Annotated in this window: 25 protein-coding genes; 10 read left to right on the forward strand and 15 right to left on the reverse strand. The window is 73.6% G+C overall.

Annotated features, from left to right (window positions below):
* Positions 1-10: 10 nt before the first annotated feature.
* The 8 genes from ACIGEZ_RS07005 to ACIGEZ_RS07040 all read right to left on the reverse strand — a co-directional run bounded on the left by ACIGEZ_RS07005 (position 11) and on the right by ACIGEZ_RS07040 (position 7,905).
* On the reverse strand, positions 11-1,030 hold the full coding sequence (locus ACIGEZ_RS07005) for a hypothetical protein (RefSeq protein WP_399826776.1): 1,020 nt from the start codon (positions 1,028-1,030) through the stop codon (positions 11-13).
* Positions 1,031-1,057: 27 nt separating this feature from the next.
* Entirely contained in the window at positions 1,058-2,533 is a 1,476-nt protein-coding gene (locus ACIGEZ_RS07010) for an APC family permease (RefSeq protein WP_399826779.1), read from the reverse strand.
* Between the two features lie 344 nt (positions 2,534-2,877).
* Positions 2,878-4,821 (reverse strand): FUSC family protein, encoded by a 1,944-nt coding sequence (locus tag ACIGEZ_RS07015; RefSeq protein ID WP_399826781.1) that lies wholly within the window; start codon positions 4,819-4,821, stop codon positions 2,878-2,880.
* 91 nt (positions 4,822-4,912) lie between these two features.
* Positions 4,913-5,149: a DUF2630 family protein gene (locus tag ACIGEZ_RS07020; RefSeq protein WP_399826784.1), complete on the reverse strand. Its 237-nt coding sequence runs from the start codon at positions 5,147-5,149 to the stop codon at positions 4,913-4,915.
* A 17-nt stretch (positions 5,150-5,166) separates the two neighbouring features.
* On the reverse strand, positions 5,167-6,150 hold the full coding sequence (locus tag ACIGEZ_RS07025; RefSeq protein ID WP_399826786.1) for an endonuclease/exonuclease/phosphatase family protein: 984 nt from the start codon (positions 6,148-6,150) through the stop codon (positions 5,167-5,169).
* Between the two features lie 5 nt (positions 6,151-6,155).
* Positions 6,156-6,650 (reverse strand): hypothetical protein, encoded by a 495-nt coding sequence (locus tag ACIGEZ_RS07030; protein WP_399826789.1) that lies wholly within the window; start codon positions 6,648-6,650, stop codon positions 6,156-6,158.
* On the reverse strand, positions 6,647-7,072 hold the full coding sequence (locus tag ACIGEZ_RS07035; RefSeq protein WP_399826791.1) for a hypothetical protein: 426 nt from the start codon (positions 7,070-7,072) through the stop codon (positions 6,647-6,649). The genes ACIGEZ_RS07030 and ACIGEZ_RS07035 overlap by 4 nt, the downstream gene beginning before the upstream one ends.
* Entirely contained in the window at positions 7,069-7,905 is an 837-nt protein-coding gene (locus tag ACIGEZ_RS07040; protein WP_399826793.1) for an alpha/beta fold hydrolase, read from the reverse strand. Before ACIGEZ_RS07040 ends, ACIGEZ_RS07035 begins: the two co-directional genes overlap by 4 nt.
* Positions 7,906-8,029: 124 nt before the next feature.
* On the opposite strand from ACIGEZ_RS07040, the gene ACIGEZ_RS07045 reads away from it, so the two are divergent.
* From ACIGEZ_RS07045 to ACIGEZ_RS07060, 4 genes are all read left to right on the forward strand, one after another.
* Entirely contained in the window at positions 8,030-9,364 is a 1,335-nt protein-coding gene (locus tag ACIGEZ_RS07045; RefSeq protein ID WP_399826795.1) for a PLP-dependent aminotransferase family protein, read from the forward strand.
* A 105-nt stretch (positions 9,365-9,469) separates the two neighbouring features.
* Positions 9,470-9,940 (forward strand): RrF2 family transcriptional regulator, encoded by a 471-nt coding sequence (locus tag ACIGEZ_RS07050; RefSeq protein WP_399827581.1) that lies wholly within the window; start codon positions 9,470-9,472, stop codon positions 9,938-9,940.
* Between the two features lie 152 nt (positions 9,941-10,092).
* Positions 10,093-10,512, forward strand: a complete 420-nt coding sequence (locus tag ACIGEZ_RS07055) for a RidA family protein (RefSeq protein ID WP_399826797.1) — start codon at positions 10,093-10,095, stop codon at positions 10,510-10,512.
* Between the two features lie 73 nt (positions 10,513-10,585).
* Complete coding sequence (locus ACIGEZ_RS07060) at positions 10,586-10,990, forward strand: hypothetical protein (protein WP_399826800.1); 405 nt, start codon at positions 10,586-10,588, stop codon at positions 10,988-10,990.
* Here ACIGEZ_RS07060 and ACIGEZ_RS07065 read toward each other — a convergent pair whose 3' ends face one another.
* Entirely contained in the window at positions 10,991-11,482 is a 492-nt protein-coding gene (locus tag ACIGEZ_RS07065; protein WP_399826802.1) for a hypothetical protein, read from the reverse strand.
* A gap of 153 nt (positions 11,483-11,635) precedes the next feature.
* On the opposite strand from ACIGEZ_RS07065, the gene ACIGEZ_RS07070 reads away from it, so the two are divergent.
* Both ACIGEZ_RS07070 and ACIGEZ_RS07075 read left to right on the forward strand, forming a co-directional pair.
* Positions 11,636-12,604, forward strand: coding sequence for an ATP-binding cassette domain-containing protein (locus tag ACIGEZ_RS07070; RefSeq protein WP_399826804.1), 969 nt, complete (start codon positions 11,636-11,638; stop codon positions 12,602-12,604).
* The gene (locus ACIGEZ_RS07075; protein WP_399826807.1) at positions 12,601-13,467 is read left to right on the forward strand and encodes an ABC transporter permease; all 867 of its coding nucleotides are present in this window, start codon (positions 12,601-12,603) and stop codon (positions 13,465-13,467) included. Before ACIGEZ_RS07070 ends, ACIGEZ_RS07075 begins: the two co-directional genes overlap by 4 nt.
* A 15-nt stretch (positions 13,468-13,482) precedes the next feature.
* Here ACIGEZ_RS07075 and ACIGEZ_RS07080 read toward each other — a convergent pair whose 3' ends face one another.
* The 3 genes from ACIGEZ_RS07080 to ACIGEZ_RS07090 form a co-directional block, all read right to left on the reverse strand.
* The gene (locus tag ACIGEZ_RS07080) at positions 13,483-13,854 is read right to left on the reverse strand and encodes a VOC family protein (protein WP_399826810.1); all 372 of its coding nucleotides are present in this window, start codon (positions 13,852-13,854) and stop codon (positions 13,483-13,485) included.
* 63 nt (positions 13,855-13,917) lie between these two features.
* On the reverse strand, positions 13,918-14,628 hold the full coding sequence (locus ACIGEZ_RS07085; RefSeq protein WP_399826812.1) for an FMN reductase: 711 nt from the start codon (positions 14,626-14,628) through the stop codon (positions 13,918-13,920).
* Between the two features lie 3 nt (positions 14,629-14,631).
* The gene (locus ACIGEZ_RS07090; RefSeq protein WP_399826815.1) at positions 14,632-15,711 is read right to left on the reverse strand and encodes an LLM class flavin-dependent oxidoreductase; all 1,080 of its coding nucleotides are present in this window, start codon (positions 15,709-15,711) and stop codon (positions 14,632-14,634) included.
* A gap of 99 nt (positions 15,712-15,810) precedes the next feature.
* On the opposite strand from ACIGEZ_RS07090, the gene ACIGEZ_RS07095 reads away from it, so the two are divergent.
* The 3 genes from ACIGEZ_RS07095 to cobM are packed head-to-tail and all read left to right on the forward strand — an operon-like array spanning position 15,811 to position 17,982.
* Positions 15,811-15,951 (forward strand): DUF6126 family protein, encoded by a 141-nt coding sequence (locus tag ACIGEZ_RS07095; RefSeq protein ID WP_399826817.1) that lies wholly within the window; start codon positions 15,811-15,813, stop codon positions 15,949-15,951.
* A 43-nt stretch (positions 15,952-15,994) separates the two neighbouring features.
* Positions 15,995-17,236, forward strand: a complete 1,242-nt coding sequence (gene cbiE / locus ACIGEZ_RS07100) for a precorrin-6y C5,15-methyltransferase (decarboxylating) subunit CbiE (protein WP_399826819.1) — start codon at positions 15,995-15,997, stop codon at positions 17,234-17,236.
* Positions 17,233-17,982, forward strand: coding sequence for a precorrin-4 C(11)-methyltransferase (gene cobM, locus ACIGEZ_RS07105; RefSeq protein WP_399826821.1), 750 nt, complete (start codon positions 17,233-17,235; stop codon positions 17,980-17,982). Before cbiE ends, cobM begins: the two co-directional genes overlap by 4 nt.
* Positions 17,983-18,009: 27 nt before the next feature.
* Here cobM and ACIGEZ_RS07110 read toward each other — a convergent pair whose 3' ends face one another.
* The 3 genes from ACIGEZ_RS07110 to ACIGEZ_RS07120 all read right to left on the reverse strand — a co-directional run bounded on the left by ACIGEZ_RS07110 (position 18,010) and on the right by ACIGEZ_RS07120 (position 19,958).
* The gene (locus tag ACIGEZ_RS07110; protein ID WP_391953216.1) at positions 18,010-18,084 is read right to left on the reverse strand and encodes a 50S ribosomal protein bL37; all 75 of its coding nucleotides are present in this window, start codon (positions 18,082-18,084) and stop codon (positions 18,010-18,012) included.
* 142 nt (positions 18,085-18,226) lie between these two features.
* Positions 18,227-18,799: a GNAT family N-acetyltransferase gene (locus ACIGEZ_RS07115; protein ID WP_399826823.1), complete on the reverse strand. Its 573-nt coding sequence runs from the start codon at positions 18,797-18,799 to the stop codon at positions 18,227-18,229.
* Positions 18,800-18,839: 40 nt separating this feature from the next.
* The gene (locus tag ACIGEZ_RS07120) at positions 18,840-19,958 is read right to left on the reverse strand and encodes a cobalt-precorrin-5B (C(1))-methyltransferase (protein ID WP_399826826.1); all 1,119 of its coding nucleotides are present in this window, start codon (positions 19,956-19,958) and stop codon (positions 18,840-18,842) included.
* Positions 19,959-19,970: 12 nt separating this feature from the next.
* Here ACIGEZ_RS07120 and ACIGEZ_RS07125 point away from each other — a divergent pair, with 12 nt between their 5' ends.
* Positions 19,971-20,693, forward strand: a complete 723-nt coding sequence (locus ACIGEZ_RS07125) for a cobalt-precorrin-6A reductase (RefSeq protein ID WP_399826828.1) — start codon at positions 19,971-19,973, stop codon at positions 20,691-20,693.
* Positions 20,694-20,741: the final 48 nt, after the last annotated feature.

Consider the following 20,741-nt stretch of genomic DNA (forward strand, 5'->3'; position numbering starts at 1 on the left):
GGGGCGGGCGTCAGCCCGCCCCCTGCTCCACTCCCAGGCCCTCCCTGAACCGCACGAACTGTTCCTCCGGCTCGCCCGTGTACACCCACGGCACCCACGCCGCCCGTTTCCCGAGCAGCGTCAGCACCTCCCGTGCCACCTCCACCTGCCCCGCGTAACACGCCGCGTGTGCCAGGTAGTTGAGCTCCGCCACCTCCTCCGGGGCCACCGGGCGGCCCGGTTCGCGGCCGCCGATCCAGCGGGCGTGGGTGCGGCGCACCTCCGTCACCGCGAGCTCGTGCTTCCAGTGCTGGTCGAAGCCGCGCACCGGGCCGCGGCCGAGCGCCCCGTCCGCGATGTAGCGGTACTCCTCGACCCGCGCGATCTGCACCAGGATCGGCAGCGGCGAGCCCGGCGGTGCCACGCCCGCCGCGTCGCGCGCGAAGTCGTACATGGCGCCGTGCGTGCCGTGCCAGCGCGCCGACCAGTAGCGCAGCACCTGGGTGTGGCCTTCGGTGTTGTACGGGTCGCGGCGGCGCAACTCGTCGAACCAGTGCCGTAGCTCGCGACGCGGCACCCCGCCCTCGTACAGCCGGGCGACGGAGAGCAGCGAGACCCACGGCATCGGGTCGGCGGGTGCGGCCTGCGCGGCGGCGCGGCAGGCGTCGACGGCCGCGTCGATCCGGCCACGTTCGACGGCGGTGCCCCGGCCGGCGGCGATGGCCGTGTCGAAGACCCGTACCACCTCGGTCGCCGCCCGCAGCACCGCCACGTCCGGGTTGTCCGGTTCGGCGGCCCGCCAGGCCTCGACGGTGGAGCTGCCCGCGGCGGCGTGCGACAGGAGCCGCAGCCGGTGGGTGCGGCGGGTCCAGTCGTCGCCGGTGGCCCGCAACAGGTCCCGTACGCCCTGCCAGCGGCCGATGACCATGTCGTGCCGGGCCTCGGTGAGCGCCCGGTCGCCGAAGTCCGGGTCGAATTCCGGGGCGAACCGGCCCTGCCGGGACGAGCGTGACGGACGCGGCGAGCGCGATGGGCGGCGCAGTGCGGCCATCCGGATACCTCCCTCGAAGGCGGACCGTCAGAAGTCGGTGGCGAGCGACTCGTCGGCGCGGCGGGCGCGCGGCGAGTCCGGTGAGGTGAAGCGTTCGGCCGCGGCGAGTGCGCGGGCCGCGTCGAGCCGGGCGGGCCGGTAGTAGGAGCTGCCCTTCTTCCAGTACACGAGCATCGGTACGAGGCCGAGGGCGAGCCCGCCGAGGCCGATGGCGAGGGCGGCAGGGGAGAGCTCGCCGAGCGACTCGACGAAGGCCCACAGCATGAACGCGGAGCCGAGCAGCGGCCACACGCCGCCCAGGACGAAGTCGCGTACGGAGCTCAGCAGCAGCTTCTTGTACGCGACGACGGCGGCGAGGCCCGCGAGGCTGTAGTAGAAGGCGATCTGCAGACCGATGGCGCTGACGGCGTCGCCCAGGACCTGCCCGATCGACCCGGCGGCCGCCGCGGCCGCGAACATCACGAGCGCGGCGGCGCCGACGGCCGCGATGGCCACCCACGGGGTGTTCCAGCGCCGGTGGACGGTGCCGAGCGCGGCCGGCATGGTGCGGTCGCGGCCCATCGCGAACAGGGAGCGGGTGACCTGGATGAGGGTGGTCTCCAGGGTGGCGATCGTGGACAGCAGCACCGCGAGGACGAGCAGCTTGCCGCCGACGCCGGGCCAGATCTCCTGCCCGAGGACGGCCAGGACGTTGGCCCCGCCGGCCTTGATCTGCCCGGCGCTCAGCAGGACGTTGACGGCGATGGTGAAGGCCTCGAAGAGCAGGAAGACCACGCCGACGCCGACGAGCGCGGCGAGTCCGGCGGTGCGGCGGCTGTCGCGGGTCTCCTCGCTGAGGTTGCTGGTCACGTCCCAGCCCCAGTAGTAGAAGGCGGCGATCAGCGCGCCGGACGCGAAGCCGGAGGCCCCGCCGAACTGGCCGAGGCCGAACCACGACCAGTCGAAGGCGGTGGCGTGCCCGCGGTGCGCGAGCGCGGCAAGGACGAACACGACGAGGATCAGCAATTCGACGCCGGACATGAGGAGTTGGGCCCGCACGGTGAGCCGGGCGCCGCCCAGGACGACGAGCAGCATCACCAGGAACCAGCCGGCGCCGACCGCGCAGGACAGCGCGGTGTTCTCGGCGTGCTCCGGGGCGACCAGGGAGAGCGTGAGGGACCCGGCGGGCAGTGATCCGGCCACCATGAAGACCGTGGCGGCGAAGACGAGGGCCCAGCCGGAGAGGAAGCCGAGGAAGGGGTGGAGGGTGCGGCCCACCCACGAGTACCCGGCGCCCGCGTTGACGTCGATCCGGCCGAGGCGGGCGTACGCGAGGACGATGCCGAGCATCGGTATCGCGCAGTAGAGCAGCGCGGCGGGCCCGGCGAGGCCGACGGCGCCGAAGAGGACGGCGGTGGTCGCGGCGAGCGAGTACGCGGGGGCACTGCCGGCCACGGCCATCACGATGGTGTCGAAGGTGCCGAGGGCATTGGGCTGGAGACCTCTGCCGGGGGTGGTGCGCATGGCGATGTCCTCGGGGACGCGGGGCGCAGGGCGCGGAGGGGAGGGGGAGGGGGTGCCGGGAGGGAGGGGTGCGGAGGGGAGGGGGTGCGGCGGGTGGTGCGAGGGGAGGGTGAAGCGGCGTACCGGGGGAGGTACGGGGACGTGCGGGGTGCGGGGACGTGCGGCGGGCGGTGGGGCGGGCGGCAAGTGACCCCGCCACCAGGTCGCTTGTGGCCGGAGGGGAGGCGCGGATCACGGTGAATTCGTGCGCATCGTAGTCGCCCGCGTGGGATCCGGTAACGGCAGTGGGAGGGTTCCGTTCCGCAACCGCCGGTAACGGCTTCCGTACGCCCCTTTGGTCGGGTTTACGGCGTCGCGATGGCGCGTGCCGCCCGTACCTCCTGCCGCAGCGGCGCGAGCACGTCGTCCTCGTCGCCGAGCAGTTCGGCGCGGACCTCCACCAGGACCTCGCTGGAGCGCAGTCCGTCGGCGAGCTCCCGCAGCTGGCGTTCCACGGCGGCGACCTCGGCCGGTTCGGGCCCCGGGGCGCCGTGGTCGACGCGGATGCGGGCGGCGGTGGTGGCGTCCACGATCCGCTCCACGGCGATGGCCAGCGGCCACCACGCGGCGGCCAGGTCCCCGGCGGGCGGCGGTTCGGTCAGGGCCCGCTGGAACTCCGACCGTACGGTCGACATGTCCCGGTACAGCTTGCGGCGGGCCCGGTGCCGGGCGCCGGGGTCGCCGCCCGCGCCGGACGCGAACGCGAGGGTCACGTACGAGGCGGTGTCGGCGACCGCGTCGGCGAGCCGGTCGGCGACCCGGGTGTGCCAGGACTCCGGCCACAGCAGGTAGCCGGCGACCAGGGCGATGCCGCAGCCGATGAGCGAGTCGTAGAGCCGGGGCAGCACGAGGCCGAATCCCTGGTGGTTGAGCAGGTCGGACAGGAGCAGGATGACCGGGGTGATGGCCGCGGTCTGGAAGGCGTACCCCTTCGCCGAGAACGCCGGGATCAGCGCCGCGAGCACCAGCATCACCGGCACGTCCCACCAGCCGCGCGGCACCGCGGCCAGCAGCGGCGCGGCGAGCAGCAGTCCGCCGGCGGTGCCGAGGGCGCGCAGCACGGCACGGGAGAAGACCGAGCCGAAGTCCGGCTTCATGACGAAGGTGACGGTGAGCGCGACCCAGTACGAGCGGGGTACGGCGATCAGCGAGACCAGCGCCTGCGCGAGGCCGATGCACAGCGCGAGGCGCAGCCCGTACCGCCAGGACGCCTCGGACAGCAGCACGCTGCGGGCGGTGCGCCGGACCCGGACCCGCAGGGCGGCGGGCCGGCCGAGCCGGTCGTCCACGTTGTACGGGTTGGGCTCCGCGCTGTGGACGACCGTCGCCGCGTACCGTACGGCCGCGTCGACGGCCTTCTCGGACGGGCGGCGCGCCTCGGGCAGGTCCACGACCGGGGTGCCGGTGCGGCCCTTCTCGACGGAGGCGGCGAGTTCGCGCACGGTGGCCGGGATCCGCGGCGGCAGCGGCCGGTGGAAGCGGCGGGCGGCGAAGTGGGCGGCGGGCGCGGCCTCCAGGAGCGGGATGACCGCGTTGAGCTGGGCCAGCAGCCGCACCAGGGTGGGCGCACGGCCGTGCTGGCGGGCCCGGCGGGCGAGGACCAGGTCGTAGGACTGGTTGAGGGAGGCGGTGACGGCCTGCCGCTTCTCGTCGTACGTGTCGCTGCCCGCGGCCTCGAAGAGTTCGGCGACGGCCCGGTAGGTGCCGGCGACCGCGGTGCGTTCGGGCGCGGCGCGGCGCAGCGGCCAGCCGAGCAGGGTGAGGACGAGGACGACGACCCCGCCGCCGGCGAGCAGCAGCGGCGCCGTCCACCAGGGCTTCGGCATGGGCAGGCCCGCGCCGACCACGGCGTTGAGGAGGAGCAGCAGTCCGGAGACGGAGGCGACGGCGCCGATCGAGGAGATCATCCCGGAGACGAGCGCGACCAGGGTGAGCGCGGCGACGGCGAGCCAGCCCTGCCCGAAGACGAGGGTGCCGAGGGTGACGCCGAGGGCGCCGAAGAGCTGGGGGACGGCGATGTTGAAGACCCGCATCCGGTAGGCGTCGGCGGTGTCGCCGATGACTCCGGAGAGGGCGCCCATGGACACGAGGGCGCCGTAGGCGGGCTGGTCGAGGGCGAGCCCTACGGCGAGCGGCGCGGCGAGCGCCACCGACGCACGCAGGACGGCCGCCCAGGGGATGGGCGTGGGCTGCGGCCGGAGCCCTGCGGTGAGCCAGGCGGGCGGGGAGAGCCGTGCGGGTTTCGCCATGCGACCAACGTACGGGGGCGGCGGGGGCGGTTCCGGTCGGCTCGGCTCCGGCCGGTTGGGCTTCGGTCGGCTCCGGCCGGTTCGGCTCCGGTCAGCTCCGGTAGCCCTCCACCTCCGCCGCGGGCCGTACGGCCGCCGTGTCCGGGTCCTCGCCGTACTCGGCCTTCGCGCGGCGCTGCCGCAGCAGGTCCCAGCACTGGTCCAGCTGGACCTCGAGGTCGGCCAGGCGGCCGCGTTCCTCGTCCAGGAGACCGCCGGTGCGCTGCCGCAGGGCGCGCTCCTCCTCGACGAGGGCGCCGATGTTCTCCAGGATCTCGTCGTTGTCCATGCCTTCAGCGTGGCCGATCAGCGCGCGGCGTGCAGGTCGAGGTCGGCGAGGACCGCCCGGTGGTCCGTGCCCGCGAGCGACAGGAACCGCACGCCCCGGACCCGGAAGTCGTCGCTGACCAGCACATGGTCGATCTGTACGTAAGGCGGCACCGGCGAGCCCTGCGGCCAGGTGGGGGTGCGGGCCCGGCCGGCGAGGCGGGCGGCGTCGTGGAGGCGGCCGGCGTCCAGGACGGCGCGGAGGACGGCGTGGTCCTGGGAGGCGTTGAAGTCGCCCGCGAGCAGCACGGGCCCGGCGTCGCGGTGGGCGGCGGCGTAGTCCCGGATCCGTGCGCTCTCCCGCTCCCACAGGTGCACCTGGCGGGGCACCGGAGGCAGGGGGTGCGCGAGTTGCAGATGGACGGTGCGGCCGCCGAGCTCCGTGTCGGCGCCGGGCATGCCCATCCGGCCGGGGACGGCCCGCGGGTTCCGCAGCGGGCGGGCGCTGAGCAGCACCGAGCCACGCGACCCGGTGGACTCGACGGCGGTGCGGTACGGCAGCTCGGCCCCGAGGGCGGCGGCCAGGGCGCGCCCGCAGGCCGGGTCGCACTCGGAGACGTACGCGAGCTGCGGCCGTTCCTTCCGTACCGCCTCGATCAACGCCTCCGTCGCCTGCCCGAACTCGACGTTGGAGGCGAGCACCCGGACCCGGGCGACGAGAGGCCCGCGCGCGGTCGTCCCGTCCGCCCCGTACGGCTGGACGAACCAGGCGGTGACGGCCACGACGACCGCCGCCCAGGCGGCGAGCACCCGGCGGCGGGCGAAGGCGGCCAGGAGCAGCGCGAGCCCGGCGGGGACGGTCAGCCAGGGCAGCAGGGACAGGAACTGCGGTACGGGCGTGAACCCGTCGGAGTCGAGGAGCCGGCAGCCCGTCGTCAGGGTCGGTACGACGAGCAGCAGCCAGGCGGCCCAGGCGGCGACGCGCCGCCCGGGCCGGGCCGCGGGTCGTACGGGGGGTTCCACACGGGTCAGTGTCGCAGTGCCTGGGCGACCTCCGCCTTCGTGTCGCCCGACAGCGTCCGGTTGCTGCGCGCGGTGCCCGACGCGGACTTCCCCGGGGCGACGTCGTCGATGTTCAGGACGACGACGTCGAGCAGATTGCCGTCCTGGTCACGGAAGTTGACCATGACGGTGTAGTCGGCCGTCTTGTCCAGCGGGTTGGTCGCGGTGATCTCGGCGACGGTCCGGTCGCCGTCCGTGGACGTCGCTCCGGCCTTGACGTCCGCGGTCGCGTTCACCCCGTCCTTGACCTTGTTCATCTGCTCCTGGGCGGCCGAGGCGACCGCCGCCGTGGCGGAGGAGACGATGTCGCCTGCCGTGTCCTTGGCCTCGTCGCAGCCGGTGAGGACGAGGCCGAGGCCGAGGGCGAGGAGCGCGGCGGCGGCGCTGACGGAGCGGGTGCGGGTGCGTGTGCGGCTGCGGGTGCGCGTGTGGCTGCCGGTGCGGCCGGGGTTGCGCGTCACAGGAACTCGCGGCCGTAGTTCTCGTTGGTGGCCAGGGCCCAGACGATGAAGATCGAGACGGCCATGGAGAACAGGGCCCACCACGGCTGGTAGGGCAGGAAGAGGAACTGGGCGACGATGTTCAGCCCGGCCAGTGCGATACCGGCGATCCGGCCCCACTCCTTGGCCATCAGGATGCCGAAGGCGGTGATGATGACGACGACGCCGATGCAGAGGTGGATCCAGCCCCAGGCCGTCAGGTTGAACTTGAAGACGTAGTCGCCGACCCGCGCGTAGACGTCGTCCTCGGCGATTCCGGCGATGCCCTGGAGGACGTCGATGATGCCGGTGATCATCATCAGGCAGCCGGCGAAGAGGGTGCCGCCGGCGGCCCAGGCTCCACTGGTGCTCGACTTCTGCGGTGATGCGGTGTTCTGGCTCATGCACCCATCGTCGGAGCGTCCGTTCGGTTCCGAACCTTCACCTGGGCCGATCGGGTGAGCGAGCTCAGGAAGGCGTCCAGGGCCGCGTCGAACTCCTCCGGCCGCTCCAGGTTCGGCAGGTGCGCCGCGCCCTCGATCACCGCGAGCGTGGCGTCGGGCAGCAGCGCGTGCATCGCCTCCGCCTCCGCGACGGGCGTGTACGTGTCGTCCCGGCCGACCACGACCAGGGCGGGTACGGAGACGGTGGTGAGCAGCGCCCGGTAGTCCGGGCGCTCGGCGCGGCCGCGCAGGGCCGCCGCGGCGCCGGCCGGGTCCGTCGCGCACATCATGCGGTGCACATGGGGCGCGGCGTGGGTGTTGTACGGGGCGACCATTTTGTCCAGGACCTCGTCGGCGTACCCCCGCATGCCCTCGGCGAGCAGCCGGTCGGCGGTGGCGTTGCGGGCGGCACGGCCTTCCTCGGTCTCGGCGGCGGGGAAGGTGTCGGCGAGGACGAGGCCGCGGATCCGCCCGGGGAAGCGGCGGTAGCACTCCATGACGATCTGGCCGCCCATGGAGAGCCCGCCGAGGACGAACTCACCGACGCCCAGGTGGTCGAGGAGGGCGGCGAGGTCGTCGGCGTACGCGGAGAGCGGGGTGAGGCCGGGGACGACGGTGGTGGCACCGTAACCGCGCAGGTCGGGGGCGATCACGCGGTGGGTGGCGGCGAAGCGGTCGAGCTGCGGCCGCCACATGGTGCGGTCGAAGGGGTGGCCGTGGACGAGGACGAGCGCGGGGCCCGTGCCCCGGTCCTCGTAGGCGGCGACGATTCCGTTGATCTCTGCGGAAGGCATGGTCAGAGGCTAGGCAGCCGCAACTCCTCGGTGCAATAAGATCTTTGCTCTCGGTGCAATGCCGGGCAGGGGAGCACGGGCTGGGCACCTGGGCGGCGACATGCGCGGGGGCAGGGGGGTGGGCATGGCGGACGACTACCGGGCGATCGCGGACCGGATCGCACAGCGGATCGCGGACGGGCGGCTGCGTCCCGGCGACCGGCTGCCGCCGCAGCGGGTGTTCGCCCGCCGGCACGGGATCGCGGGCTCGACGGCGATACGGGTGTACGGCGAGCTGGTCCGCCGGGGCCTGGTCGTCGGCGAGGTCGGGCGCGGCACCTTCGTACGGGCGGCGCCGCCGCTGCCGGGGCCCGCGCTCGCCGAGGCGACCGGGCTCGCGCCGGTCGACCTCCAGCTCAACTACCCCTCGGTGGAGGGTCAGTCGGAGCTGATGGCGGGCGCGCTCGCGGCCCTGACCCGGCCCGACGTTTTCGCGGAGGCGACCACGCGCCCCGCCGCCGCGACCGGGACGCCGGCCGCGCGTACGGCGGCGGTACGGGTCCTCGCCCGGGCCGGCTGGGAACCGGCGGCGGAGGCGGTCCTCTTCGCGGGCAACGGTCGCCAGGCCATCGCCGCCGCGCTCTCGGCCCTCGTACCGCCCGGCGGCCGACTGGGTGTGGAGGCGCTGACGTATCCGCTGGTCAAAGCGGTCGCGGAGCGGCTCGGGGTGCGCCTGGTGCCGATCGCGACCGATGCCGAGGGCCTCCGCCCCGAGGCCCTCGCGGCCGCCCACCGGGCCGCGCCGCTCGCCGCGGTGTACGTCCAGCCGACCCTGCACAACCCGACGGCGGCGACGGCGGGCCCGGCCCGGCGCGCCGAACTGGCCGCGTTCCTGACGGAGTCGGGCCTGCCCGCGGTGGAAGACGCCACGTGGTCCTTCCTCGACCCGTCCGCCCCGCCCCCGCTCGCGGCGTACGCCCCGGACCAGGTGGTGCTGCTCGACAGCCTGTCCAAGCGGCTCTCCCCCGGCCTGACGGTCGGCTACCTCGTCGTACCGGAACGACTGCGCGCCCCGGTCGCCGAGGCGCTGCGCTCCGGTGCGTGGACGGCGGGCGGCCTGGCCCTCGCCGCGGCGACCCGCTGGACGGAGGACGGCACGGTCGCCCGCGTCGTCGCGGCCAAGCGCGCCGACACGGAGGCCCGCGCCGACGTGGTACGCCGCCGCCTCGCCGGCCACACCCTGCGCACCTCGCCCCACGCGCACTACTGCTGGTGGACCCTCCCCGCCGGCTGGCGCTCGGAGACCTTCGCCGCGGCGGCCGCGGCCAGGGCCGGAGTCGCGGTCACCCCGGGCACCGCCTTCGCGGTGGGCGCCGCCTCGGCCCCGGACGCCGTCCGCGTGGGCCTCGCGTCGCCGCCGGTGCCGGTCCTGGACGAGGCGCTGGGACGACTGGCGGCCCTGGCGGCGGAGGGCTGCTGAAGCCGGGCGGAAGGCGGCTGTGTGACCCGCCCGGACTTGCGGATTCCGCTTGTTGATCATGCTTGCGTGGAGTGATCCTGGATGTGTAGTGTCCAGGTTATGAGGATGAACGAGGGCGTGGAGTGGGCGCTGCACAGTTGCCTGAACCTCGCCTGGGTCGGGGAGGAGCAGGCCGTCACGGCGGCCCGGCTCGCCGCGTACCACGAACTGCCCTCGGCCTACCTCAACAAGCAGCTCCAGGCGCTCGTACGGGCCGGGATCCTGACGTCGGTCTGCGGGCCCAAGGGCGGCTTCCGGCTGGCCAGGCCGCTGGACCGGATCACGGTCATGGACGTGGTCGTCGCGATCGAGGGACCGGACGACGCCTTCCGCTGCACCGAGATCCGCGGCAAGGGGCCGGGCGCGGCGCCGGGGAAGCCCGACGCCGAGTGCGCCATCGCCGGTGCGATGGGCCGGGCCGAACTGGCCTGGCGGCGCGAGCTGGCCGCCCAGACCCTGGACGACGTGCGGATCCAGGCGGAACGGCAGGCGCCGACGGCGCCGGACCGCGTCCGCCGGCTGCTCGGCACGGGCTGAAAGCACCGGCTGAAAGCAAGCGCTGAAAGCAAGCGCTGACGGCGCCCCGGGGGTGTGGGGCGCACTGCGAGCAAAATCTGGACATCACATGTCCAGATCCACGAACGAGTCATCGGTTCTGTCATCGGTTCCGTCAACGGGAGGAAGACGTCATGAGCGTCACGACGAACGACCAGCGCACGATCACCAACCCCGCCACCCTGCACGACCCGACCCCCTTCGGTTACAGCCACGCCGCCTCCGCGCCCGGCGAACTCGTCTTCATCGGCGGCCAGTACGCCTCCGACAGCACCGGCGCCGTCGCCCCCGGCGACTTCGCCGCCCAGGTCGAACTGTCCTTCACCAACCTCCGGCTCGCCCTCGAAGGCGCCGGCCTCGGCTTCGAGCACGTGGTCCGGCTCGGCTCGTACATCGTCGAGCACGACCTCGCCAAGCTGGAGGTCCTCGGCAAGAACCTGCACGCCGCCTTCGGCGACCGGCTGCCCGCCCAGACCCTCAGCGGCGTCGCGGCCCTCGCCCTGCCCGGCATGCTCTTCGAGATCGACGCGGTCGCGGTACGGCCCGCCGGCTGATCCACTTGCGGCGCGCCGGGCGCGGGTGTGCCCTGGAGGGTGCAGGAACGGTCCGGGGAAAGGAGCTCCTGCCATGGCCGCACACGCAGCGGTACCCGCCCGGCGCCAGCTCGGTACGCACGGCTGGGGCCTGCCCGCCACGATCGGCATCGCCTACGGTCTGTACGCCCCGGTCATCGCCCGGCGCGGCGAAGCCCTGTCCTGGGGGCAGTTCTGGCTCGGCGTGATCAGCGCCGTCGCCCTCGCCGTGTCCATCTACGCACTGCGCCGTTACGGCCGGGCCCTGCGGCGTGAGGTGCGGGCGGTCGCCTGGGCCGTCCTCACCGGCGGCGCGATCGGCTTCCTCTTCAGCCTCTCCGACCACAGCGTGTTCTCGTCGTCGATGCTCGGCCTGATCATCGGCGCGTGCACCTTCGTCGCCGCCTACTACCTCTTCTACACCCACGAGGACGCGGCGGGCCGCCCCGCGCCCTATTAGTCAGGACCTGACCCGGCGGCGGTGGTACGCGACCGCCACCGCCGCCAGCAGGGCAGGCCAGACCACCACCAGGGGCACGTAGCAGGCCAGGAACAGGGCCTGCTGGGCGGTGGTCAGCACCATGTCGTCGCCGGCCAGGCCCGCCCATTGCGCGTACGCGGACCAGCCGCCCGCCGCGAAGAGCCCCACCGCCCCGGCGAGGGCGGCGTTCGTCGCCACGCGCGGATTCACCCGGCGGCCGAGGAAGACCTCGCCCCAGGAGCGGACCAGGCCCAGCGTGAGGAAGGCGAGCAGCTCGGCCCCGACGGTCAGGGCGATCATGTACGTCAGCTGGCCCGCGTTCGGATCGCTGTAGGGGGAGTACACGACGACCGGCAGCCCGAAGGCGAGCGCGAGCCGCCAGAGCCCCGCGGGCAGGACGACCAGCGGGACGGCGTGTGCGGCGACGGACGCCCAACGGGGCACATCGGGAAGGGTTTTGATCCTCAGCATGCGCTCAGCCTCCCGCCCGCCGCCCCCCGCGGCGTCGCCCCGGCGTCCGGTCCGCCTCCACCACACGGGGGAGACGGTCTCGTCCCTCCCCTGGCATCCGCGCCGGGCCCGTCGGAGACTGGACGAAAGCTTCCCGGCCCGGAGGACAGGCGCATGACCGACCTCGCCATCGAGACCGAAGGGCTGGTCAAGGTCTTCGGCTCCAACCGGGCCGTCGACGGCATCGACCTGAGGGTCCCGGCCGGCACCGTCTACGGCGTCCTCGGACCCAACGGTGCCGGCAAGACCACCGTCGTGAAGATGCTCGCCACCCTGCTCCGCCCCGACGGCGGCCAGGCCCGGGTCTTCGGCAGGGACGTCGTCAAGGACGCCGACACCGTACGCGGCCGGGTCAGCCTCACCGGCCAGTACGCCTCCGTCGACGAGGACCTCACCGGCACCGAGAACCTGGTCCTGCTCGGCCGGCTCCTCGGCCACGGCCGTGCCGCCGCCCGAGAGCGCTCCGCGCAGCTCCTGGAGGCGTTCGGGCTCGCGGACGCGGCCGACCGGCAGATCAAGAACTACTCGGGCGGCATGCGGCGCCGTATCGACATCGCCGCGTCCATCCTCAACACCCCCGACCTGCTCTTCCTCGACGAGCCGACGACCGGCCTCGACCCGCGCAGCCGCAACCAGGTCTGGGACATCGTCCGCGCGGTCGTCGCCCAGGGCACCACCGTCCTGCTGACCACCCAGTACCTGGACGAGGCCGACCAGCTGGCCTCCCGTATCGCCGTCATCGACCACGGCAGGGTCATCGCGGAGGGCACGAAGGGCGCGCTGAAGGCCTCCGTCGGCTCCGGCTCGGTGCACGTCCGGCTCCGGGACCCGGAGCAGCGCCCGGAGGCCGAGCGGATCCTCGCCACCGCCCTGGGCGCGGCCGTCCAGCTCGAACCGGACCCGGTCGCCCTCACCGCCACCGTCGACGGCCACGGCACCGACCTCGGCGCCGCCCAGCAGGCCGCGCGGGCGCTCGCGGAGCTGACCAGGGCCGGGATCACGGTCGACAACTTCGGGCTCGGCCAGCCCAGCCTGGACGAGGTCTTCCTGGCGCTGACGGACAGGAAAGGAACGACGGCATGACGACCGTCACCACCGGCAAGGACACCCGGAACACCGACACCCTCGACTTCGTCGCGCCCAAGGCGGACGAGCTCGCCGCGCTCCTCGTCGGCCACACCCGCCCGCCGCGCCCCAGCGCCCTCTCCGCCTCGCTGACCTTCGGCTGGCGGGCCATGCTCAAGATCAAGCACGTGCCGGAGCAGCTGTTCGACGTGACGGCGTTCCCGATCATGATGGTGCTGATGTACACGTACCTCTTCGGGGGCGCGCTGGCCGGCTCGGTCTCGGCGTACATCCAGTTCCTGCTGCCCGGCATCCTGGTGATGAGCGTCGTGATGATCACCATGTACACGGGGGTCTCGGTCAACACGGACATCGAGAAGGGCGTCTTCGACCGCTTCCGCACCCTGCCGATCTGGCGTCCCGCACCGATGGTCGGCTATCTGCTCGGCGACGTCGTGCGCTATCTGATCGCGTCCGCCGTCATGCTCACGGTCGGCATCGCCATCGGCTACCGCCCGGACGGCGGAGTGGTGGGCGTGCTGCTCGGCGTCGCGCTGCTGCTGGTGTTCTCCTTCGCGTTCTCGTGGATCTGGACCATGTTCGGGCTGCTGCTGCGCAGCGAGAAGTCGGTCATGGGCGTCAGCATGATGGTGATCTTCCCGCTGACGTTCCTGTCCAACGTCTTCGTCGACCCGAAGACCATGCCCGGCTGGCTCCAGGCCTTCGTCAACAACAGCCCGGTGACGCATCTGGCCACGGCGGTACGGGAGTTGATGGCGGGCAACCGGCCGGCGGCGGACATCGGCTGGTCGCTCGGGTGGTCGGCGCTGTTCGTGCTCGTCTTCGGCGCGGTGACGATGCGCCTCTACAACCGCAAGTGATCGACCCGCAGTCGGTCAGCGGTTGCGCGGGGTGGTCTGCTGGACCGCCCAGCGGTTGCCGTCGGGGTCGGTGAAGTAGACGAACGAACCCCACGGCTGGTCGTCGATCCCGGTGACCTCGACGCCCCGGCCCTTCAGGTCGGCGTGCGCCTCCTCGATGTCGGTGACGACGACCTGCATGTTGTCGAGGGAGCCCGGGGTCATCTCGGTGATGCCCTTGCCGAAGGCGATCGAGCAGGCCGAGCCGGGCGGGGTCATCTGGACGAAGCGGATGTCGTCGCTGACGGTCACGTCGTGGTCGGCGTGGAAGCCGACCCGCTCGTAGAAGGCCTTGGCGCGGTCGATGTCGGTGACGGGCACGCCGATCAGTTCGAGCTTGATGTCCATGGGGGCATCATGCGCCCGGAGCCCCCCGGGCGCATGGCGGACGCCGCTTCCGGCCGGCGCGGGTCAGGCGAGGCGCAGACCGGCCAACTGTCGCTCGAACGGGATGATCTCGTACGCGTCAGGGTCAGCGTCAGGAGCAGAGCCAGGGGCAGAGCCAGGGTCAGAGTCAGCGTCCTGGCTCGCGTCGTCAGGCCGGGCGGGCCGGGCGGGCCGGGCGGCGGCCTTCTCGGCGACCGTGTCCGCGAGCTCGTACCCCGCCCGGGTGATCCTGTCCGGCAGCCCCTCGGTGTACTCGTCGCCGCCGGTCCCCCAGTCCTCGGAGGCCGCGTAGACGGCGGTCGGGACGAGGAGGGCCCGCAGGTAGGCGAAGAGCGGCCGCAGCGCGTGGTCGAGCACGAGCGAGTGGCGGGCGGTGCCGCCGGTCGCCCCGACCAGCACCGGGGTGCCGGTCAGCGCGGCCGGGTCGATCAGGTCGAAGAAGGACTTGAACAGACCGCTGTACGAGGCCGTGAACACCGGGGTCACCGCGATCACCCCGTCCGCGCCGGTCACCGCGTCGATGGCCTCCTGGAGGCGGCCGGAGGGGAAGCCGGTCGTGAAGTTGTGGGCGATGTCGACCGCGAGGTCGCGCAGTTCGACCACCTGGACGTCGACGGCGTACTCGCGCTCGGCCAGCCGGTAGCGGGCCGCCTGGGCGAGCCGGTCGGCGAGCAGCCGGGTGGAGGAGGGTGAGCCGAGGCCGGCGGAGACGGCGACGAGCTTGAGGGTCTGCACGGTTCAGGCCTCCTGGTTGCCGCGCACGGCGGGGTGGAGCGGTGCGGTCTCCGGCACGCCGGCCGGGCGCAGGCCGGCGAACTCCTTGCGGAGCACCGGCACGACCTCCTCGCCGAGGATGTCGAGCTGCTCCAGGACCGTCTTCAGGGGCAGCCCGGCGTGGTCGACGAGGAAGAGCTGGCGCTGGTAGTCGCCGACGTACTCGCGGAAGGACAGGGTGCGTTCGATGACCTCCTGCGGCGAGCCGACGGTCAGCGGGGTCTCGCGGCTGAACTCCTCCAGGGACGGGCCGTGGCCGTAGACGGGGGCGTTGTCGAAGTACGGGCGGAACTCGCGTACCGCGTCCTGGGAGTTCTTGCGCAGGAAGACCTGGCCGCCGAGGCCGACGATCGCCTGCTCGGCGGTGCCGTGGCCGTAGTGCGCGTACCGCTGCCGGTAGAGGCGGACCATCTTCTCGGTGTGCTGCTTGGGCCAGAAGATGTGGTTGGCGAAGAAGCCGTCGCCGTAGTAGGCGGCCTGCTCGGCGATCTCGGGGGAGCGGATGGAGCCGTGCCAGACGAACGGCGGTACGCCGTCGAGCGGGCGCGGGGTGGCCGTGAAGCCCTGGAGCGCGCTGCGGAACCTGCCCTCCCAGTCGACCACGTCCTCCCTCCACAGCTTGTGGAGGAGCGCGTAGTTCTCGATGGCGAGCGGGATGCCCTGGCGGATGTCCTGGCCGAACCACGGGTAGACCGGTCCGGTGTTGCCGCGGCCCATCATCAGGTCGACGCGGCCGTCGGCGAGGTGCTGGAGGGTGGCGTAGTCCTCGGCGATCTTCACCGGGTCGTTGGTGGTGATGAGGGTCGTGGACGTCGACAGGATCAGCTTCTCGGTGCGGGCGGCGATGTGCCCGAGGAGGGTGGTGGGGGAGGACGGGACGAACGGCGGGTTGTGGTGCTCGCCGGTCGCGAAGACGTCCAGGCCGACCTCCTCGGCCTTGAGCGCGATGGCGACGGTGTTCTTGATCCGCTCGTGCTCGGTGGGGGTACGGCCGGTGGTGGGGTCGGTCGTCACGTCACCGACGGTGAAGATCCCGAACTGCATCGTGCTCACCTCTCGCCTTTCGGAACTGATGGTTGAACCTTAAACCATCACGTCCAACGGTGCACCCCTCCCCGCTATTCCGCCCGTACCCTGGAGGGCATGGCCGAGGACACGCACGACAACGAGCGCTGGAAGGAGCGGGGCGTGATGCTCCGCGTCTTCGTGTACGTCTTCGCGACGCACGCGTTCGCGGGCTTCGTCTGGCTGCTCTTCTACGTGGGGCAGAACGCCCAGAAGTGACCGTCCGGCAGGGCCTCGGCCCGCCTCACGTAGAGTCCCGGACGTGAACGCTGCGATATCGGTGGTGTCGGTCGTCGGAATCGGCGCGGACGGCTGGGACGGGCTCCCCGAGGCCTCCCGCCGGGCCCTGCGCGACGCCGAGGTCCTCATCGGCGGCCGCCGCCAGCTCGCCCTGCTGCACGGGGTCGACGGCTGCCCCGGCGAGCGCGTCGTCTGGCCCTCCCCCCTGCGCCCGGCCGTCCCCGGACTGCTCGCCGACCACGAGGGACGCCGGATCGCGGTCCTCGCCAGCGGCGACCCGACGTTCTACGGGATCGGCCGCACCCTCGCCGAGACCGTCGGCGCCGACCGCCTTCACGTCCTGCCGCACCCGTCCTCCGTCTCGTACGCCTGCGCCCGCCTCGGCTGGCCCCTGGAAGCCGTCGAGACCGTCTCCCTGGTGGGCCGCCCGCTCGCCTCCCTCACCGCCTCGCTCCACGACGGGGTGCGGCTCCTGGTGCTCAGCGCGAACCGCCACACCCCGGCGCAGGTCGCGGCTCTGCTGCGGGAGAAGGGGTACGGCGGCAGCAGGATGCGGGTGCTCGAACAGCTCGGCGGCCCCTACGAACGGCTCGTCGACGGCACGGCCGCCACCTGGTCCGACGACGAGCGGCTCGACGCCCTCAACGTGATCGCCCTCGACTGCGTGCGCGCGCCCGAGGCGCTGCGGCTCGGCGCCGTCCCCGGCCTGCCGGACGAGGCGTACGAGCACGACGGCCAGCTCACCAAGCGCCACGTCCGCGCCGCGACCCTCGCCGCCCTCGCGCCCGCCCCCGGCGAGCTGCTGTGGGACATCGGCGGCGGCTCCGGCTCCATCGGCATCGAGTGGATGCGGACCGATCGCTCCTGCCGGGCGATCGCCGTCGAGAAGGACCCCGAGCGGGCCGCCCGGATCGCACGCAACGCCACCGCCCTCGGGGTCCCGACGCTGCGGGTCGTCACCGCGGCCGCCCCCGGCGGTCTCGCCGGCCTCCCCACGCCCGACGCCGTCTTCATCGGCGGCGGCCTGACCGCCCCGGGCCTGCTGGAGGCCTGCTGGGAGGCGCTGCCCGCCGGCGGCCGGCTGGTCGCGAACACGGTGACCATGGAGTCCGAGGCGCTGCTGGCGGACGCCTACCGCCGCCACGGCGGGGAGCTCGTACGGCTCGCCGTCGCCGCCGCCGTGCCCGTGGGCGGCTTCACCGGATGGCGGCAGGCGATGCCGGTCACACAGTGGTCCGTAACGAAAGCAGGAGCTGGAGCATGACCGTCTACTTCATCGGCGCGGGCCCGGGCGCGGCCGACCTGATCACCGTGCGGGGCGCCCGCACCCTCGCCGCCTGCGGCGTCTGCCTCTACGCCGGCTCGCTCGTCCCCCGCGAGCTCCTCGCGCAGTGCCCCGAGGACGCGCGGCTGATCGACACGGCCCGGATGGACCTGGACCAGATCGTGGCGGAGATCGCCGCGGCGCACGAGGCGGGCCAGGACGTGGCGCGCCTGCACTCGGGCGACCCGTCCGTCTTCAGCGCGGTGGCGGAGCAGATGCGGCGCCTGGACGCGCTGGACATCCCGTACGAGGTCGTCCCCGGCGTCCCGGCGTTCGCGGCGGCCGCGGCGGCGCTGAAGCGGGAGCTGACCGTGCCGACGGTCGGCCAGACGGTCATCCTCACCCGCATCGCCCAGCAGGCCACCCCGATGCCGGAGGGCGAGGACCTGGCCACCCTGGGCCGCAGCGGCGCGCTCCTGGTCCTGCACCTGGGAGCCCGCTACGTGGACCGCATCGTGTCGGAACTGACCCCCCACTACGGCACCGACTGCCCGGCCGCGGTCGTGGCCATGGCCAGCCGCCCCGACGAGCTCGTCCTGCGGGGCACCCTGGAGGACATCGCGGACCAGGTGAAGACGGCCGGCATCACCAAGACCGCCGTGATCATCGTGGGCCGCACCCTGGCCGCCTCGGAATTCCGCGACAGCCACCTCTACGACCCGGCCCGGGACCGCCACACCTGCTGACCGCCCCGGGCCCGAACCTGGGGGGTGTCAGGTGTTCGGCCGCTTCCCGTGATTGGCCTTCTTGCCCTTGCGGGCCCGGCGCTTGTTACCGCGCTTCGACATGGCTGTACTCCCTCCGGGGTGGGACCTGTGCCCTGGTAAGCCTAGGTTCGGGGGGTGGGGGGCGCACCTCGGGCCGGAGGCCGGGCACGAGCGTCACGGGGGGGGCGTGCCGAGGGCCGTCGCCGAGGGCGTCGCGGAGGGCTCAGGAGGCCCTGACGGTGTCCCCGCCCGCCGCCGCCCACTCCGGCGCGAGCACCGCCATCACCGTCGCGTCCACCCGCTCCCCCTCCCACAGCAGCGCCCCGCGCAGCACGCCCTCCGCCCGGAACCCGGCCTTCTCGTAGGCGCGCCGGGCCCGCGGGTTGAACGCGTACACCTCCAGCCATACGCGGTGGAGCCCGAGGCCCTCGAAGGCGTGGTCCACGATCAGCCGCGTCGCCTCCGTGCCGAGCCCGCGGCCGATCCCGGCCGGGGTGAGGCAGATCCGGAACGCGCAGCTCTCGTTGGCCGGGTCCCACTCGTTGAGCACCGCCTCCCCGACGACCGCCCCGGTCGCCCGCTCCACCACGGCGAGGTCGAGCCGGTCGTCCTGCGCGCCCCGGGAGCCGTACCAGGCCCGCAGGGCCGCGTCGTCGAAACGGGTGTGCAGCCCGGTCAGCCGGCCGATCTCGGGGTCGTCGAACATCGGCCGCAACGCGGGAACGTCGTCCTCGGTGACGGGGCGCAGGACGACGAGCTCCCCGGCGAGCGTGGGCTTGTGGAGGAAGTCGGTCATCCCGGCATTCTGCGGCCTCGCCGGCGCCCCGTCGCGTGGTTTACGGCCCCGCCACCGACGAGCGGCCCACCACCGTGCCCGCGCGGTCGATGCAGACCACGTCGACCGCGACCGGCGCGCCCCGCAGCACCGTCAGGGCCTCCTCGCGGGCGCGGGTGGCGACCAGGTCGCCGAGGGGGACGCCGGCGGACTCGCAGAGGCGGAGGGCGGCGAGGCCCGTGTTGGCGTCGGCGATCTCGGTGGCGAGGGCGGCGGAGGCGCCGCCGGTGCGGGCGAGGGCGGCCAGGAAGGGCTTGTCGACCTGGGAGCGGGCCGAGTGGAGGTCCAGGTGGCCGGCGGCCAGTTTGGAGAGCTTCGCGAAGCCGCCGCAGATCGTCAGCCGGTCCACGGGGTGGCGGCGGACGTACTTGAGGACCGCGCCCGCGAAGTCGCCCATGTCGAGCAGGGCGATCTCCGGGAGGTCGTACAGGGTCCCGACCGTCTTCTCCGATGTGGAGCCCGTGCAGCCCGCCACGTGCGTCAGGCCCGCCGCCCTCGCCACGTCCACGCCCCGGCGGATCGAGTCGATCCACGCCGAGCACGAGTAGGGGACGACGATGCCCGTCGTGCCCAGGATCGACAGGCCGCCCAGGATGCCGATCCGTGGGTTCCACGTGGAGCGGGCGATCTCCGCGCCGTTGTCGACGGAGATCGTGATCTCCACGTCGCCGCTCCCGCCGTGCGCCGCCGCCACCTCGGCCACGTGGTCGCGCATCATCTGCCGCGGGACCGGGTTGACGGCCGGCTCGCCGACCTCCAGGGGCAGCCCGGGCAGGGTGACGGTGCCGACGCCGGGGCCCGCCCGGAACACCACGCCCGAGCCCAGCGGCAGCCGCCGTACCGTCGAGCGGATCACCGCCCCGTGCGTCACGTCGGGGTCGTCGCCCGCGTCCTTCACCACCGCCGCCATCGCGGCGTCCGCCGTCAGCGCCTCGGACGCCAGCGCGAACGACGGCCGCTGGCCCTTCGGCAGCGTGATCGTCACCGGATCAGGGAAGTCCCCCGTCAGCAGCGCCGTGTACGCGGCGGTCGTCGCCGCCGTCGCGCACGCACCGGTCGTCCAGCCGGGGCGCAGACCGGTGTGCTTGAGTTGGGCCTCACGCCCGCCGCCGGAACTCACGGATGGACTCCCATGCACGTACTCATCCTCGGGGGAACGACCGAGGCCAGGGTCCTTGCCGGACTGCTCCACGGGACCGTCCGCGTCACCAGCTCCCTCGCCGGGCGGGTCGCGGCGCCCCGGCTGCCGGCGGGCGAAGTGCGGGTCGGCGGGTTCGGCGGGGTCGAGGGACTCGCCGGGTGGATACGGCAGCACCACGTGGACGCGGTCATCGACGCCACCCATCCCTTCGCCGAGCGGATCAGTTTCAACGCGGCCGGCGCGGCCGCCACCGCCCATGTTCCCCTGCTCGCGCTGCGCCGTCCCGGCTGGGTCCCGGTGAAGGGCGACCGCTGGCACGAGACGGGCTCCCTGGCCGAGGCGGCGGACCGTCTCGACGGCCTCGGGAAGAGGGTGTTCCTGACGACCGGCCGGATGGGCCTCGCCGCCTTCGCCGACCGCCCCGAATGGTTCCTGGTCCGCTCCGTCGACCCGCCCGAGGGGCCGGTCCCGGCCCGTACCGAAGTGCTCCTGGACCGTGGCCCGTTCACCCTCGAAGGGGAGCGGACGCTGCTCGCCGAGCACCGGATCGACGTCCTGGTGACCAAGGACAGCGGGGGCGCGGCGACCGCCCCCAAGCTGCGGGCCGCCCGCGAGGCGGGCGTCCCCGTCGTCGTCGTCCGCCGCCCCCCGGTGCCGCAGGGGGTGCGGACGGCGGCGACCCCGGAGGAGGCCGCCGCCTGGCTACGGGGCTGAGCGTGCTCCCGGGCGCTCACGAGGTGCCCGCGCGACAGGGCGAACCCC

The sequence above is a fragment of the Streptomyces sp. NPDC085481 genome (genome assembly GCF_044541845.1).
Taxonomy (GTDB): domain Bacteria; phylum Actinomycetota; class Actinomycetes; order Streptomycetales; family Streptomycetaceae; genus Streptomyces.